Source organism: Algirhabdus cladophorae (assembly GCF_044772865.1).
Classification (GTDB): Bacteria; Pseudomonadota; Alphaproteobacteria; order Rhodobacterales; family Rhodobacteraceae; genus Algirhabdus; species Algirhabdus cladophorae.
Map to the genome: position 1 here is coordinate 3,281,432 of NZ_CP173029.1, position 14,960 is coordinate 3,296,391.

Annotated in this window: 18 protein-coding genes; 9 read left to right on the top strand and 9 right to left on the bottom strand. The window is 54.1% G+C overall.

Going from position 1 to position 14,960, the window contains the following annotated elements:
• Nucleotides 1-71: 71 nt before the first annotated feature.
• The 3 genes from ACIRQ6_RS15935 to ACIRQ6_RS15945 are packed head-to-tail and all read left to right on the top strand — an operon-like array spanning nt 72 to nt 2,565.
• Nucleotides 72-989 (top strand): carbohydrate ABC transporter permease, encoded by a 918-nt coding sequence (locus tag ACIRQ6_RS15935; protein WP_420861587.1) that lies wholly within the window; start codon nt 72-74, stop codon nt 987-989.
• Nucleotides 986-1,861, top strand: coding sequence for a carbohydrate ABC transporter permease (locus ACIRQ6_RS15940; RefSeq protein ID WP_420861588.1), 876 nt, complete (start codon nt 986-988; stop codon nt 1,859-1,861). Before ACIRQ6_RS15935 ends, ACIRQ6_RS15940 begins: the two co-directional genes overlap by 4 nt.
• Nucleotides 1,861-2,565, top strand: a complete 705-nt coding sequence (locus ACIRQ6_RS15945; protein ID WP_420861589.1) for a cytochrome b561 domain-containing protein — start codon at nt 1,861-1,863, stop codon at nt 2,563-2,565. The genes ACIRQ6_RS15940 and ACIRQ6_RS15945 overlap by 1 nt, the downstream gene beginning before the upstream one ends.
• 9 nt (nt 2,566-2,574) lie before the next feature.
• Here ACIRQ6_RS15945 and ACIRQ6_RS15950 read toward each other — a convergent pair whose 3' ends face one another.
• The 4 genes from ACIRQ6_RS15950 to ACIRQ6_RS15965 are packed head-to-tail and all read right to left on the bottom strand — an operon-like array spanning nt 2,575 to nt 5,051.
• Nucleotides 2,575-2,907: a hypothetical protein gene (locus ACIRQ6_RS15950; protein ID WP_420861590.1), complete on the bottom strand. Its 333-nt coding sequence runs from the start codon at nt 2,905-2,907 to the stop codon at nt 2,575-2,577.
• Nucleotides 2,904-3,791, bottom strand: coding sequence for an NAD(P)-dependent oxidoreductase (locus tag ACIRQ6_RS15955; protein WP_420861591.1), 888 nt, complete (start codon nt 3,789-3,791; stop codon nt 2,904-2,906). Before ACIRQ6_RS15955 ends, ACIRQ6_RS15950 begins: the two co-directional genes overlap by 4 nt.
• The gene (locus tag ACIRQ6_RS15960; protein ID WP_420861592.1) at nt 3,788-4,288 is read right to left on the bottom strand and encodes a gluconokinase; all 501 of its coding nucleotides are present in this window, start codon (nt 4,286-4,288) and stop codon (nt 3,788-3,790) included. The genes ACIRQ6_RS15955 and ACIRQ6_RS15960 overlap by 4 nt, the downstream gene beginning before the upstream one ends.
• A 1-nt stretch (nt 4,289) precedes the next feature.
• The gene (locus tag ACIRQ6_RS15965) at nt 4,290-5,051 is read right to left on the bottom strand and encodes an SDR family oxidoreductase (RefSeq protein ID WP_420861593.1); all 762 of its coding nucleotides are present in this window, start codon (nt 5,049-5,051) and stop codon (nt 4,290-4,292) included.
• 87 nt (nt 5,052-5,138) lie between these two features.
• On the opposite strand from ACIRQ6_RS15965, the gene ACIRQ6_RS15970 reads away from it, so the two are divergent.
• The gene (locus ACIRQ6_RS15970; protein ID WP_420861594.1) at nt 5,139-6,167 is read left to right on the top strand and encodes an L-idonate 5-dehydrogenase; all 1,029 of its coding nucleotides are present in this window, start codon (nt 5,139-5,141) and stop codon (nt 6,165-6,167) included.
• On the opposite strand, the gene ACIRQ6_RS15975 is transcribed toward ACIRQ6_RS15970, so the two are convergent.
• Nucleotides 6,168-6,398 carry a hypothetical protein gene (locus tag ACIRQ6_RS15975; protein WP_420861595.1) on the bottom strand — a complete coding sequence of 77 codons (231 nt, stop codon included), beginning with the start codon at nt 6,396-6,398 and terminating at the stop codon, nt 6,168-6,170.
• Nucleotides 6,399-6,654: 256 nt separating this feature from the next.
• On the opposite strand from ACIRQ6_RS15975, the gene ACIRQ6_RS15980 reads away from it, so the two are divergent.
• The gene (locus ACIRQ6_RS15980) at nt 6,655-6,954 is read left to right on the top strand and encodes a hypothetical protein (RefSeq protein WP_420861596.1); all 300 of its coding nucleotides are present in this window, start codon (nt 6,655-6,657) and stop codon (nt 6,952-6,954) included.
• Nucleotides 6,920-7,252: a hypothetical protein gene (locus tag ACIRQ6_RS15985; protein ID WP_420861597.1), complete on the top strand. Its 333-nt coding sequence runs from the start codon at nt 6,920-6,922 to the stop codon at nt 7,250-7,252. Before ACIRQ6_RS15980 ends, ACIRQ6_RS15985 begins: the two co-directional genes overlap by 35 nt.
• Nucleotides 7,253-7,309: 57 nt before the next feature.
• Here the strand turns inward: ACIRQ6_RS15985 and ACIRQ6_RS15990 are convergent, their stop codons facing one another.
• Complete coding sequence (locus ACIRQ6_RS15990) at nt 7,310-7,723, bottom strand: GlcG/HbpS family heme-binding protein (RefSeq protein ID WP_420861598.1); 414 nt, start codon at nt 7,721-7,723, stop codon at nt 7,310-7,312.
• Between the two features lie 77 nt (nt 7,724-7,800).
• Between ACIRQ6_RS15990 and ACIRQ6_RS15995 the strand changes: the two genes are divergently transcribed.
• Both ACIRQ6_RS15995 and gndA read left to right on the top strand, forming a co-directional pair.
• Nucleotides 7,801-8,697, top strand: coding sequence for an SMP-30/gluconolactonase/LRE family protein (locus ACIRQ6_RS15995; RefSeq protein WP_420861599.1), 897 nt, complete (start codon nt 7,801-7,803; stop codon nt 8,695-8,697).
• Nucleotides 8,694-10,112, top strand: coding sequence for an NADP-dependent phosphogluconate dehydrogenase (gndA, locus tag ACIRQ6_RS16000; protein WP_420861600.1), 1,419 nt, complete (start codon nt 8,694-8,696; stop codon nt 10,110-10,112). Before ACIRQ6_RS15995 ends, gndA begins: the two co-directional genes overlap by 4 nt.
• Before the next feature lie 6 nt (nt 10,113-10,118).
• Here the strand turns inward: gndA and ACIRQ6_RS16005 are convergent, their stop codons facing one another.
• Complete coding sequence (locus tag ACIRQ6_RS16005) at nt 10,119-12,071, bottom strand: sensor histidine kinase (protein ID WP_420861601.1); 1,953 nt, start codon at nt 12,069-12,071, stop codon at nt 10,119-10,121.
• A gap of 27 nt (nt 12,072-12,098) precedes the next feature.
• Here ACIRQ6_RS16005 and ACIRQ6_RS16010 point away from each other — a divergent pair, with 27 nt between their 5' ends.
• The gene (locus tag ACIRQ6_RS16010) at nt 12,099-12,710 is read left to right on the top strand and encodes a response regulator (protein ID WP_420861602.1); all 612 of its coding nucleotides are present in this window, start codon (nt 12,099-12,101) and stop codon (nt 12,708-12,710) included.
• Nucleotides 12,711-12,835: 125 nt separating this feature from the next.
• Here the strand turns inward: ACIRQ6_RS16010 and leuB are convergent, their stop codons facing one another.
• Both leuB and ACIRQ6_RS16020 read right to left on the bottom strand, forming a co-directional pair.
• Nucleotides 12,836-13,942 carry a 3-isopropylmalate dehydrogenase gene (gene leuB, locus ACIRQ6_RS16015; RefSeq protein WP_420861603.1) on the bottom strand — a complete coding sequence of 369 codons (1,107 nt, stop codon included), beginning with the start codon at nt 13,940-13,942 and terminating at the stop codon, nt 12,836-12,838.
• A gap of 58 nt (nt 13,943-14,000) precedes the next feature.
• Nucleotides 14,001-14,897 carry a LysR family transcriptional regulator gene (locus ACIRQ6_RS16020; protein WP_420861604.1) on the bottom strand — a complete coding sequence of 299 codons (897 nt, stop codon included), beginning with the start codon at nt 14,895-14,897 and terminating at the stop codon, nt 14,001-14,003.
• Between the last annotated feature and the right edge of the window lie 63 nt (nt 14,898-14,960).

Here is a 14,960-nt window from a genome sequence, read left to right on the forward strand (position 1 = left end):
CTCCCGTGTGTTGGGCCAGCCTTCGGGTTGGCCCAGCGCCCTCAGTTTTCCCTAGCCCTTGGACGCACACCATGCAGACCGCGAACATCAACCGCCTCACGCCGTATCTATTTCTGGCACCGGCTTTGATCGTGATGACGATCGCGCTGATGTACCCCATTGGCTATATGATTTACGCCAGCTTTCTCGACTGGAACCCGTCGCAACGAATTGGTGAGGCCGAATTTGTAGGCCTGCGCAATTACATCAACTTGCTGGGCGATGAGGCATTCCGCGAGAGCTTCTTTGTCACGGTTAAATTTGCAGCCGTGGTTGTGTCCCTCGAAATGGTGGTAGGCGTAGGCCTTGCCCTGCTTCTGGATCGCAATATTCGCGGCATGTCGTTGTTGCGTACGCTGTTTATCTTGCCGATGATGATCGCGCCCATCGTGGTTGGTTTGATGTGGCGCTATATGTATCACCCAACTGTTGGTATCTTTAACCGCACGCTGAAATCCCTTGGGCTTGAGCCGATCCCGTGGCTGTCCAACGGTGATTGGGCGTTTGCCTCGGTGATTATTGCCGACGTGTGGCAGTGGACTCCGTTCATTTTCATCCTGTCGCTGGCTGCGTTGCAGTCCTTGCCTCAATCCGCCTTGGAGGCGGCCAAAATTGACGGTGCTACGGGGTGGCAACAAATCATTCACATCAAGTTGCCCTTGATGATGCCGGTTCTGGTCGTGACGCTTTTGTTGCGCCTGATCGATGCTTTCAAAGTGCTTGAAGTGATCTTGGTCATGACCAATGGTGGCCCCGGACTTAGCACCGAAATCCTGTCTCTGCGGATCAGCCGGACAGCCTCGGAATTCCGCGAGTTGGGCGAGGCGGCTGCCATGTCGAACTTCCTTCTCATCCTGCTGATGGTCCTGACCTTGGCGATGTTCCTTTACAACAAAGCAGTCGAAGTGCGGAATGCACGGCTGCGTGCCGCCGCCGAAGGGGATGAATGATGTCTGACGTCGTTTACGAAAAACAAAATCCGGCCTTTTATGCGCTGATCGTGGCCTTAGTTGTCATGTCAGTGGGGCCCATCGTGATGATGTTGATGACCTCGCTCAAGCTGAACGTGGACATCATGTCGGACACGTCTTCGTTGATATTCATGCCGACGATCCGCAACTACGAGACGGCTCTGTGCGACATGCTTTGGTATGATCCGGCCCACATTGACTATTGCGACCCGACCTTTGGTCGCGCTTTGGTCAACTCCCTCACTGTTGCGTTGATCTCTACAGTCCTGACCTTGGTCTTGGGGTGTATGGCCGCCTATGCCATCGTGCGCTTTCGGTTTATGGGGCGTGACACGGTTTCGCTGACCACACTGGTAATGCGCATGGTGCCCCCTGCGGTTCTACTGGTACCAGTGTTCGGCATTTGGACGTTCCAATTCGGCATCGACGGGACGCGTGCAGGGATCATCCTTGTCTACGTGGCGATGAACCTGCCCTTCGTGATCTGGATCCTGCAAAGTTTCATCGTACAGGTGCCCATCCAGCTAGAAGAAGCCGCCCGTATGGATGGTGCAGGCCCCTTTGCTGTGTTCTTCCTTGTGGTGTTGCCGATCATCAAACCGGGCCTTGCCGCCGCGTCGATCTTTACCTTCCGCGTGGCGTGGAACGAATTTCTGCTGGCCAACGCCTTGGCAGATCGAAACAGCCGCACCGTGCCTGTAACGATTGTGAACAGCCTTACTGAGTATGACATCGACTGGGGTGTGATCATGGCCACAGGCATGTTGCTGGCCATTCCGCCAATCATCTTTACCTTCGTGGCCTCACGCCAGATTATCACTGGTATGACGGCAGGTGCGGTCAAAGGCTGATGGAGTGGTTGCTGGCCCCTATCGACGCATCGCGCGTCCATGATGTGGGTTGGCATCTCAGCTGGCATGCGCGACTGATGGTGGCCGCATGGGGGTTTTTGGTTCCTGTTGGCATTCTGGCCGCGCGTTATTTCAAAGTGCTCCCGCGCCAAAATTGGCCCCATGATTGCGATAGTCAGGTGTGGTGGGTGATCCACCGCGTGATGCAGTATTCTGCGGTTGTTTTGATGTTGATAGCTCTTTGGTTGATCCGCACGGCACCACCTTTCACTATCACTGCGGGGCCACATGTCTATTTTGGATGGATCATTTTAGCGCTGACGGTGGTGCAGGTCGCAGGCGGTATTTTACGTGGCTCAAAGGGTGGTCCGACAGATCTGGATCTGCGCGGTGACCATTTTGATATGACTGGTCGGCGCGTTGTTTTTGAGCGGGTGCACAAAATCGCAGGCTATGTGGCCTTAGGCCTTTCCGCCGCTGCGATCCTAAGCGGGATGTGGCAAGCCAATGCACCCATATGGATGTGGATCGTCTTACCCCTATGGTGGTGTGTCTTGGGCGTCTGTTTTGCGGTGCTTCAACGGCGCGGTATGGCCATCGACACCTACCAAGCGATCTGGGGTCCGAACCCCAACCTGCCCGGAAACCAGCGCAAACCAATTGGATTTGGTGTGCGCCAGTCCAGATCCGAGGCAGGCGAATAGACCGACGGACTAAGCCGGAAACAGGTTCAGTTCCGTCACATGGTGATGAATGCGGCCTGTGAAATATTGCTCTACGATTTCTCCAGTGACATCGCGAGATTGCGCACGATACGGACTGTCCAATGCAGCCTCCATTCCAGCAGCATCCGCATAGGTAATGGCAAGGATCAATGGAAATTCTGGTGCACCTTCATCGCGGTCATCCGAGAACATCACACGGACGTCGACGTTGCCAGGAAACTGCGTCCAAAGCGGGACCAAACGTTCGTGAACGGCCGCGCGAAAAGACGCTATATTTTCGGGGGCAACAGTGCCTTCGAACAGGGCAAAGCGGGTGATCATGTGAGGTTCTCCTTATTGGCACCGGTGAAATATTCCATCAGGGCTGCTTGATCTTCGCCGCCAAAGCCCGCCGCTGTCATCATGCGATGGACCTCGAGACACAGAGCGGTCAGAGGCATAGTGGTATTTGTCGTGCGGGCTTGGTCCTGAACCATATTCAGATCCTTGACCATGTTATCGATGCGCCCCGTACGACGATAATCCCGGGTCGCATATCGCGGCATATATTCTTGCAAAAGCGCGCTGTCGGCCCGCCCACCTTTCAGGGCCTGCGGTATTTTTTCAGCGTTCACACCTGCGTCCTCAGCCAACTTGGTGGCTTCAGCCACAGCCAGAAACCCCAAACCGCACAGAACTTGGTTGATCAGCTTGGTGGCCTGGCCTGCGCCCGCTGGACCCATGTGCGTATAATTTCCAGCCACATGTTGCAGCGTCTCATAGGCCTTTGCCACATCCGCTTCGGTCCCACCGGCCATCAATGTCAACTGACCGATCGCCGCCTTGGGTGCCCCGCCAGATAGGGGGCTGTCGACCCATCCCAACCCGGCAGCCGCTGCTTTTTCAGCCAGGGTTTTTGTCGTCTCTGGATCGATAGAGGACATATCAATCAGCACCGTGCCTTTTGCCGCCCCTTCCGCTGCGCCGCCTTTGCCAAAGAGCGCAATATCGACAATGCGGCTGGCATTAAGGCTGGTGATGACACTATCTGCACCGGTCGCAGCGTCCGCCGCAGAACTGGCTGCAACGGCACCCTTTTCGACCAACGTCGCAACTTTTTCGTGGTCCAGATCGAACACCCGCAGGTTCTGGCCGGTTTCCAAAAGGCGTGCGCCAATCGCACCTCCCATGGCCCCTGCCCCAATCAATGCTACTGTTAAACTCATGATGTGCTTCCTCTGATTTGCGAGGTAAATGTGCCAACCACTTCCTCAAAATTTTGATCGATATCTGCCAGAAAATGCAGCTCGTCCGCGGCAAGTTGCTCGAGCGTGGCAAACTGGCTGTCCAACAAACTGACTGGCATAAAGTGCCCCTCGCGAGCAGACATGCGCGCCTCGATCACAGCACGCGCGCCAGTTAAATGTAAGAAGGTCACGTCGGCCTTGGCATGGTCGCGAATAATATCGCGGTAGTCGCGCTTTAATGCAGAACAGGCGATGATCGTGGGCGGCGTTTCGCGGCCCAGAGTATCACCAACAGCGGCCAGCCACGGGGCGCGATCCTCGTCCGTGAGAGGCGTGCCTTCAGACATCTTTTGGATGTTCGCGGGAGGATGCAGGTCATCGCCATCAATAAACCTAGCGCCGATGTTTTTGGCCACGGCTTGCCCAACGCTGGACTTGCCGCACCCGGCGACCCCCATGATCACATAGCGTGCCATGCTATAAGGATGCGGTGATGCCGCCATCGACATAGAGCGTGTGCCCGTTCACAAAGCTGGACGCAGGCGACGACAGGAACACGGCGGCCCCGACCAGTTCATCAACATTGCCCCAGCGCCCCGCTGGTGTGCGTTTTTCCAACCACGCACTAAACTCGGGATCTGCCACAAGGGCTGCGTTCAAAGGCGTGTCGAAATAGCCCGGGGCAATCGCGTTACATTGCAACCCATGTTTGGCCCAATCTGTAGCCATACCCTTGGTCAGATTTCCAACGGCCCCTTTTGTTGCCGTATAAGGCGCGATGCCGGGACGGGCCAAGGCAGTTTGTACCGACGCAATGTTGATGATCTTGCCCGCACCACGACCGATCATATGTTTGGCCACCGCTTGGCCCACATGAAACACAGAAGCGATATTGGTCTGCAAAAGGCGTTCAAAAGCATCGGCAGGGAAATTTTCCAGCTCGGTCCGGTGCTGCATGCCTGCATTGTTGATCAGGATATCAATAGCTCCGTTGGCGGCTTCGAACCCGTTCACAGCCGCGGCAACGCCCTCATGATCCGTGGCGTCAAAGGCTAGGGTGTGTGCCGCCCCCAACGCCTGTGCAGCATTGGCCAACTTGACCTCATCCCGACCGTTTAGAACCACCGACGCACCGGCATCTTGCAAGCCTTTGGCAAGGGCGTATCCGATGCCTTGGGACGATCCAGTGATCAAGGCTGTTTTGCCAGTGAGGTCAAATAACGGGTTTGGAGATGTCATGAATTTGCGTCCTTTTTGGTCTCGACGGGTCGTGTTGCGATCGTTATGTTATCGATAACATTTTTAGTCAAGCGCTGCGAGTCCCAAATGAAATCCATCGTCATTCATGCCCCAAAAGACCTACGGGTCGAAGACAGTTCCATCCCGGATCTTGGGGCGGGGCAGGTACGGATCAAAATGGCTGCAGGCGGTGTGTGCGGCTCGGATCTGCATTACTACAATCACGGTGGGTTTGGTGCGATCCGGCTGAAAGAACCAATGATCCTAGGGCACGAAGTGGCCGGATACATCGAGGCAGTTGCAGACGATGTGACAACCCATAAGGTCGGACAATTGGTGGCCGTGTCGCCCTCGCGGCCCTGTGCCGCATGCGAATACTGCCTCAAAGGCATGCAAAACCATTGCCTTAACATGCGATTTTACGGCTCAGCGATGCCATTTCCACATATCCAAGGGGCGTTTCGCGAAGTCTTGGTGGCCGACGCCAGCCAATGCGCGATCGCAGATGGCCTCAGCCCAGGCGAAGCTGCCATGGCGGAACCCTTGGCCGTGTGCTTGCACGCAACCCGACGTGCCGGTGAAATGCTGGGCAAAACTGTGTTGGTCACCGGGTGTGGGCCGATTGGTGTATTGTGCATTTTGGCAGCGCGCCGGGCAGGGGCGGCCAAAATCATCGCAACAGATCTGAGTGATTTCACCTTGGGCAAAGCGGCCGAGGCCGGCGCAGATATCACACTAAATATGGTCACAACGCCCGATGGATTGGCCCCCTATACCAAGGACAAAGGCCAAATCGACGTTTTGTTTGAGTGTTCGGGTGCAGCACCTGCATTGCACGGCGCGATCCCAGCGATGCGGCCCTGTGGCGTGATCGTGCAACTTGGCATGGGCGGCGATATGAGCCTTCCCATGTTGGCCATCACCGCAAAAGAACTGCAGTTGCGCGGCTCATTCCGCTTCCATGAAGAGTTCGGGCTGGGGGTTGATCTGATGCAAAAGGGCCTGATCGATGTCAAACCTCTCATCACCCACACCTTGCCGTTGGACCAAGCCATTGACGCCTTTGAAATCGCCAGCGATCGCAGCCAAGCGATGAAAGCGCAGATTACGTTCTAGCTATAAAAATAAGGGGATTTGAGCCGGGCCGTCAGGCTCCACCCGGTTCAGGATGGCTGGTTCATTTCCCGCGGCTTTTTGCATGACCAACGTGTGATACACCAGCAAGGCGCGGCGCACGACCTCCGTGGCGTTGCTGGCGTGGGTCAGCCGTTGAATATCGGCCATGGCGGACTCCAGTTCGCCGTTCAGTCGGATCGTAACGCGATCCTTTTGTTTGTCTTTCAACATCCGCATTACCTTTAAATAATTTGAACTTTTAATTCAGTTAAACCGAATATGCCACGAATCGCAACACTTATGGTGCCCGTTGGTTTACCTGTGGCAATTATGTCAGACAATAGGCTATTTCGCACAACTTTTAGGCAAACGCCCGCGCGCATTAATATTTCAGTCTCATTATTTGAGACGCAATTAAAGAACCTTGCAGTTATGGCGGTTTTTAATTGACTGACCAACCCACAAAAGAATGTACTCGAAGGAAGTCATGCAAAACCGCGTGGCTGTTCATCAATTAGGAGAAAATCTGATGGAAATCTTACACAAAGGACTATCCGGCCTAACCGGCACAAACGCAGGCGGCATCCCAGACGCAATCATCGCGGGCACCGTTCTGGTCCACCTACCCAATGACACCGGAGACAACGTTTTGACCAACTTTACCGCGAACGCCGCCGGCGGCATCGCCCCCGATGCTGATGCGCTGCTGACTGCACCAACACTCACGACACACAAACCAAAAGGAGTCACGAATGACAGAAAGGCACACAGATCTAAAAACGAATGACGCGTTTGACGCTTTAACGAACAAGAGCCTCGAAGCTGAACTGAAGGAAAAGGTTCATATTGAGGCTTGGACTTGGAAAGATCTACGAGACATTCGAAATGGCATTTTTGCAAGCATCTTTGCCGCTTTGATCATTGCGTTGGCTGCTCTCGCAGTTGTCCTTACGCAAGCATTTTTAGATCGCTCCAAGAGCACGCAAACGCCACACAAGGCCCCGGCGGAAAACCCAATCCAAGAGGCACCGGTACCCAGTGTGAGAATTAAAGAAAGGGAAGGCTGGCATGTCACCGACATCTAGTGAACCTGAAGAGGCAACATCTACCTAGGCTCACTGACGAAAATTCAGTGAGCCTTTTTATGTGGCGCCTATGGCGTCCAGTGCCGCTTTGGCCACTTCGATGTCTTGATCACCACTGCCGGATCCAACGCCTATCCCACCAACGCAAATGCCATCCAGCATGATTGGCAGCCCACCGGGCAGACCAGTGACATGGCCTTGGGTTGCAAGCCCAATCAAAGGTTGCACAGGCTCGGGGATCGCGTTGCTCGGCGCACGGATCGACGCCGCTGTTTCGGCCTTGGCACGCGCACTTTTTAGGCTGAGGAATTTAGCGCCAGTCATCCGCAATTCGGCCATCGTCACACCACTTGCATCGACAATTACAATGCACTGCGGTTGACCCATTTGCGTGGCCTTTGCAACCGCAGCAGTCAACATCGCAAGCGCGCCTTCATGGGTCAACGTAATCGAAGGTGTAGCAAAGGACATCTATGTCGCCTTTCGGTTTGACGTAAAATAATGTTATCGATAACATACACGTAGCCAAATGGAAGTGGGAAAGCCATATGTCCTTCTTTGAAAGTATCGATCCAGTCTTTGACAGCTATGTCTTGGGCAATGCACCCGTGAAACAGCTGGCCACTGGATTTGATTGGGTCGAGGGGCCTGTTTGGTTTGGCGATGCGAACTGTCTGTTGTTCTCGGACATTCCCAACAACAAGATCATGCGCTGGTCGCCTGAAACTGGCATTTCCACATTTCGTGAACCATCGAATTTCGCCAATGGGCACACCCGTGATCTGCAAGGGCGGCTGATTTCATGCGAACACGGCACCCGCCGTGTCACGCGGACCGAACACGATGGAACGATCACAGTCATCGCAGACAAATTTGACGGCAAACCCCTGAATTCCCCCAATGATGTGATGGTCAAACGCGATGGCACCATTTGGTTCAGCGATCCGCATTATGGTATCATGACCAATTATGAAGGCTTCAAAGCCGAGCAAGAATTAGCATGCCAAGTCTATTGCGTTGATCCCGATACAGGCACCATTGACGCAAAGATCACCGATATGAACTGCCCAAACGGTCTGGCGTTTTCGCCAGATGAAACATTGCTTTACGTGGCAGACACGGGCCGGATGTTCAGTGACGATCCCCAAGGGATCAGGGTCTACGATATCAAAAATGGGGACGCACTAAACGGGCGTGCCTTTCATGCGATTGATCCTGGGTGTTCGGATGGGTTTCGCATGGACACTGACGGCAACCTTTGGTCATCGGCCGCTGATGGCGTGCAATGTCTTGCACCGGACGGGCGTCTGCTGGGCAAGGTTTTTGTTCCCGAACTGGTATCAAATATCTGTTTCGGTGGACGTGCCAAACAGCAATTGTTTATCACGGCCACCACGTCCATTTATTCAATCAAACTTAATCGCCAAGGGGTGCAATTTCCGTGAGCAAATCTGAAATCGGTCTGATCGGCCTTGGAACTATGGGCGCCGCCCTGTCTCTAAATATCGCAGATAATGGCTTTGACATCGCGGTCTACAATCGCACTGCCAGCAAGACCAAAGCGTTTATGAACAGCGCTGGCGACCTGGCCAACAAGTTCACACCAACCGAAACTTTGGAAGAGCTTGTCGCCGCAATCGCCAAACCGCGCGCGATCATCCTTATGGTGCCTGCTGGTGACGCAGTGGATGCTCAAATCGATGCACTTCGGCCTTTGCTGGACAAAGATGATCTGATCATCGATGCGGGCAACGCCAATTTCCACAGCACCAATAAACGTGCAGAAACCGCCCAAAAGACTGGGGTACCGTTCATCGGAATGGGTGTTTCCGGCGGCGAAGAGGGCGCGCGATTTGGCCCCTCTATTATGGGCGGCGGGCCAAAGGAAGGATGGGATCGCGTGTCCCATATCCTCAAAGCGATCTCCGCCAAATATGAGGGACAGCCCTGCGCCACTTGGATGGGCGAAGGCGGTGCTGGGCATTTCGTAAAGACCGTGCACAACGGTATTGAATATGCAGATATGCAGATGATCGCCGAGGCGTATGGTGTCATGCGCGATGGCTTTGGATGGGATGCCAAAGCCTGCGGTCAAACCTTTGAGACATGGAACAATGGCCCGCTACAATCTTACCTGATTGAGATATCAGGCAAAGTGGCCATGGCCGAGGACCCGCAAACAGGGTCGGCCATGTTGGACATCATTCTGGACCGCGCCGGACAAAAAGGCACAGGGCGCTGGACAGCCATCGAGGCCTTGCACCTTGCGGCCCCAATCCCAGTGATTGATGCGGCTGTGACCGCACGCAACATCAGCGCACAATTGGATCAGCGCAAAGCCGGTGAGGCACTGTTTGGTCCTGCACCGCATGCAATCCCAGTAGGCACGCTGGAACGCCAAGATATCGAAGGGGCGCTGATCGCTGGCAAGATCATGTGCTACGCGCAGGGTTTTGATCTGCTCAATGCGGCCAGCACCACATTTGACTGGGATCTGCCAATGCCTGCAATTGCCGAAGTGTGGCGTGAGGGCTGCATCATTCGGTCAGCTATGTTGAACGATATGTCCAGTGCACTGACAAAAGATCCCACAGGCAATTTGATGTTCGCCCCGTTCTTTGCTGCGTTGATGCGGACCCATGAGGCCGCCTTGCGCAAGACCGTCAGTGTATCTTTAGCCCACGGATTGCCTGTGCCCGCCCTATCCGCCGCCTTGACCTATTTTGACATGATGCGCACGGGCCGCTCGACTGCAAACATGATCCAAGGGCAGCGCGATTTCTTTGGCGCGCACGGGTTTGAACGCACAGACAGCGACGACGGCGGTCACCATGGCCCATGGGCAATGTCTGCCTCCTAGACCGGCTCAGACCGTTGGAATGTGCAGGCGGATCATGGTGCCATGGTCCGCAAAATGTTCAATCGCCAGATTATTCTCTTTGGCGAGATATTGAACGATGGACAGACCTAAACCACTGCCATCTTGGTGTTGACCACTGGGCAAGCGCGTGCTGCGGGTCAGCGCCAATTGCCATTCAGCGGGGCTGATCCCAATGCCAGTATCTTGGACCACCAGCCATGCGCCAGTCGCGTCTTGATCCACAAAAAGGCGCACTTCCCCGTGATCGGTATATTTTACAGCGTTCGAAACGAGGTTCGTCATGATCCGCATCAACGGTAAAACTGGCAAGCGGGTAGAAAGTTGGGTCGGCTCATAAACCAGTTCGATGCCCTTGGCCTGCGCATCGGGCAAAAACATGTCATAGACAGTGCGCATGACCTCATCCACGTCGACGATCGCGTCGTCTAACGTTGCCTTGGTTGCGATCGCCCGCGGGTGCGTGGCTGTGGCCAATTCCTGTTGCACCAACTGTTCGAGGTAATTGAACGTGTCTTCGATATCCAAGGATTTAGGCCCGTTGTCGGATCCGTTTGCCATCGCATTCACGTTCAACCGCAAGGCATGCAGAGGTTGCCGCAAGTCATGGAAGGTATCGGCCAAAGCGCGTTCTTTGGAATCTGCCAACTCGATGGCCAAGGCATAATCTTGTTCCAACTCTTGCAGTCGCGTCGATAATTTGAGGGCTTTTTGTGCCTCCGACAGGCTGACCTCGAGGGCATCGGAACGGATCTTTTTGAGTTGATTGAACCGGTCCACAATCGCAAGGCCCATCAATGCGGCGTCACAGACCAAAACCACGCGCATGGAATCGAATTGCAGCTCTTCGGAAATCTCGATCCCGAACCAATGGCGCGACGTCATAATGGCCGATGAAATCACAGCGCCCCCCCATGCAATGACGTAAAATCGGACTTCCTTGAACCGTGTACGCGCAGCGTTCAGGCCAGATGCAGTAAACAGGATAGTGGCCACAAGCGCCAACATCACAAAGTTCTTTTTCAGCATTTGATGATCAGCAAAGAGCGAAGCCACCAACATCATCACACAGGCCGCCATAACCGCCAAAAGCATCTTGTCAAAAATCGGATGATAAAGCGGCGTTTGCAAAAACGAGCGGGCAAAGTTTGCGCCAAAAAAGATGATCCAAGCCCCTATTGCCAGCGAGGCGTAGGCGTTGAGCAACGGGGCACTTGGCCACAGATATCGAAACGTGTTGCCATCCGCGTGCATCACAAACAACAAGCCACCCACGGCATATAGCCCATAGGCTAAGAAGACTCCGCTTCGGGTAAAAGCAAAGGCCATGGTTGATGCAATCACCAGCAACATCATCATGCCGTAGTAGATGAAATTCTTGGCCGTTTTGTTCGCCGCAAGCACCTGAAAGCTGTCGCGGGTCTCTAGGGAAAACGCCAGTTCAGAGGATCCACCAGACCAATACCGGATGTAGATCGTCGTGCTGGATGCAGGCTCCAGACGCAGGGGCGCGATCAATTCAGGATAACTGATCGGGCGGGACGTGTAGGGCGACAGTTCGGTTTGATTGATCAATTCCTCGATACGACCGTCGGGTTGAACGGAAAAAACCTGAAAGTTCTGGAAGAAATTCTCGCGAAAATGTAGGCGCCATTCTGTTGTTTCTGAACTGGTGTTTTCCAAACCAAACCGCAGCCATATGGCATCCTTGATATAGCCAAAATCTAAGCTGGCGTTAGGCTCGACCCCCCATCTGGGTTGGGCCATAGCCGTATCAAGCCGTGCGTTATTTGACGGGTCTAGCCAGTATTCAACGGCACCGATAAACCCTTGTGTCGGCACCGGTCCGTCAGCCACTATCGTCGTGCGCGCCTGACCCGGGTTTTGGGCTTGGGCTGCAGTATCAATCTGTGCAAAGATCGCAAGTGCTATGATCCACACCCATATCCCAATTTTCGCGAGCCCACTATGCCAACGGTGATTATTGCCGACGATCATGCATTCACCGTACAAGGCATGGTCCAAGCTATCAAAGATCTGGAACAGTTTGACGTTGTTGCGACTTGTGCCAACGGCATGGAGGCAATCGTCGCGGCCAAAACCCACCGGCCTGATCTGGCTTTGCTCGATCTATCCATGCCGGATCTGACCGGTCTGGAGGCATTTTTGGAAATTCAACGTTGGTCGCCTGACACCCGCGTTGTTGTAATCACCGGAAACCCCGTATCGGGTTTGATCACCCAATTGATTGAGGCTGGCATTCATGGGTTGTTTGTTAAATCCGCACCACCACAAGAAATCTTTGACGGTATTCAACGCGTCGCGGATGGCGAAAACGTCTATGCCCAAGACTTTGATACTCTGGTTACGGACACCTCGGAAGAGGCCCTGTCGGCGCGTGAGATCGAAGTCCTTGGCGCAATTGCTAAAGGCCTGAGCAATCCCAAGATCGCTGACCGTTTGGGCATCTCGCCCAAAACCGTCGAAAGCCATCGAGGGTCTTTGATGCGTAAACTGGGCGTTCATTCCACGGCCTCATTACTAATTCAGGCCGTTAAAAAGGGTCTTATCGACGTATAAAATGCAGTGGCCTGCACAAGCAGTTTGGCAGGGCTTTAGGCATTGGTAAACTCAGGTAATTACCCCAAAATTGCAAAAGGGGGCCGTATGACCCCCTTTTACTGCATTATATCGATGGCTTAGGCTTACAGCGAAGCTTCAAGTGCAGCCAAAACTGCGTCACCCATCTGGGTTGTGGACACTGGCGTGCCACCGTCCGCCTGCATCAAATCTGCGGTTCTGATACCATCAGCCAGGACCTTTTCCACTGCTGCTTCCAGACGATCTGCTTCGACGCCTTGGTCAAAGCTATAGCGCAGCGCCATGGCAAAGCTGAGGATACAGGCCGATGGGTTGGCTTTTCCCTGACCTGTGATATCAGGCGCCGACCCGTGTACCGGTTCGTACATTGCTTTGGGTCTACCATTTTCCATCGGCGCGCCAAGGCTGGCGGATGGCAACATGCCCAAGCTGCCAGTGAGCATCGCTGCACAATCGGACAGGATATCGCCAAAGAGGTTGTCGGTGACGATCACATCGAACTGTTTGGGCGCGCGGACCAATTGCATCGCACCGTTGTCCGCATACATATGGCTGAGCTCAACGTCTGCGTAGTCCGCCTGATGCACTTCGGTCACGACGTCGCGCCACAAAATACCGCTTTCCATGACGTTGGCTTTTTCCATGGAACAGACTTTGTTGTTACGACGACGCGCCAGTTCAAAAGCAGACCGGGCAACGCGGTCAATTTCTGCCTCAGTATAGCGTTGGGTGTTGATGCCAACGCGCATGTTGTCTTCCATATGGATGCCGCGCGGTTCGCCAAAATAGCTGCCCGAGGTCAGTTCGCGCACGATCATAATGTCCAAGCCAGACACGATGTCAGTCTTTAGAGACGAAAATTCGGCCAAGGCGTCAAAGCACTGCGCGGGGCGCAAGTTGGCGAACAAATCCATTTCCTTGCGCAAACGCAACAAGCCGCGTTCAGGTTTCAGGCTGAAATCCAGATCATCATAGGCCGGGCCGCCAACGGCCCCCAGCAATACCGCATCCACTTCTTGGGCTTTGGCCATCGTGTCGTCATGTAGCGCCACACCGTGTGCGTCATAAGCAGCCCCACCGACAAGGTCCTCGGATACATCAAATTTCAGTCCGCGTTTGTCACCAAACCAGTCAATAATTCGAGTGACTTGGGCCATTACCTCGGGGCCAATACCGTCACCGGCCAAAATAAGAAGGGAAGGGTTCGACATCGCTGTGTCCTCACGTAAATCTGCGTTGAACTGGGCCTAAGGGTTTGCGCACCAAGGGTCAAGAAAGCATGGGTTTTAAACCCGCCGCTAACATGTCCCACACCCGCGAGATGCGGGGCGTTTTTCGCACAGCCTCATGGGCTGCCAGCCAAATCGGCAGACCTGGGATAGGCAGGCCCGTGATCACTTCTTCGACTAAGGGATCGGATTGTGCCACATGAACTTGGGCAAACCCCAAACCACATCCGTTGCGGATCAGTTCCCAATAGACAGTTTGGTTGTCACAACGCGTCTTGAACCATTCGCGCGACACCTCATACCCTGCATCACGCATACCGCGAATGATCATTTCGCTGCGGTCGTATCCAACCCAGTCAAGATCAAAGATGTCCTGAAAGTCAGTAGGCCGACCAACACGATCAAGGTAGGTCTTGGCCCCGTAAAGCCCCAATTTGAGATCTCCCAAATGCGTTGTGACCACATCAAGCTGGGTCGAGCGAAACATGCGTACTGCAATATCAGCCTCGCGAAACAGCAGGTTGTCCGCTGCATCATTTGGCACGACCTCGATGCTGATATCGGGTTCTTGTTCGCGAATTTTCGCAATGATCGGTGGCAGGCTGTATTGGGCTGTGGCCAGGCTGGCCGTGATGCGCACAGTGCCGTGCAGCGATGTCTCGCGACCTGCGGCGGTCAGCGCAATCTTGTTCATCGCATCGCGCATTTGTTTGGCTGGAGCCAACAAAGCCTGCCCCGTTTCTGTTAGATCCAACCCACGCGGCTGGCGTTGAAACAGATCAAGACCAAGGTGCTGTTCCATCTGTTTGATCTGTCGTCCAAGGGTCGGCTGACTGGTGCCTAAATTGCGTGCCGCAGCAGACAAAGACCCGGTTTCAACAACTGCTAAAAACGCCTGAACCAGCGACCAATCCAAGTTTTCAAATGACTTATCCATTCATAATTGAATACCCAGTGTAGAAAAATATGCAATTTATATTCTCTCACGGTGAGGTCATGC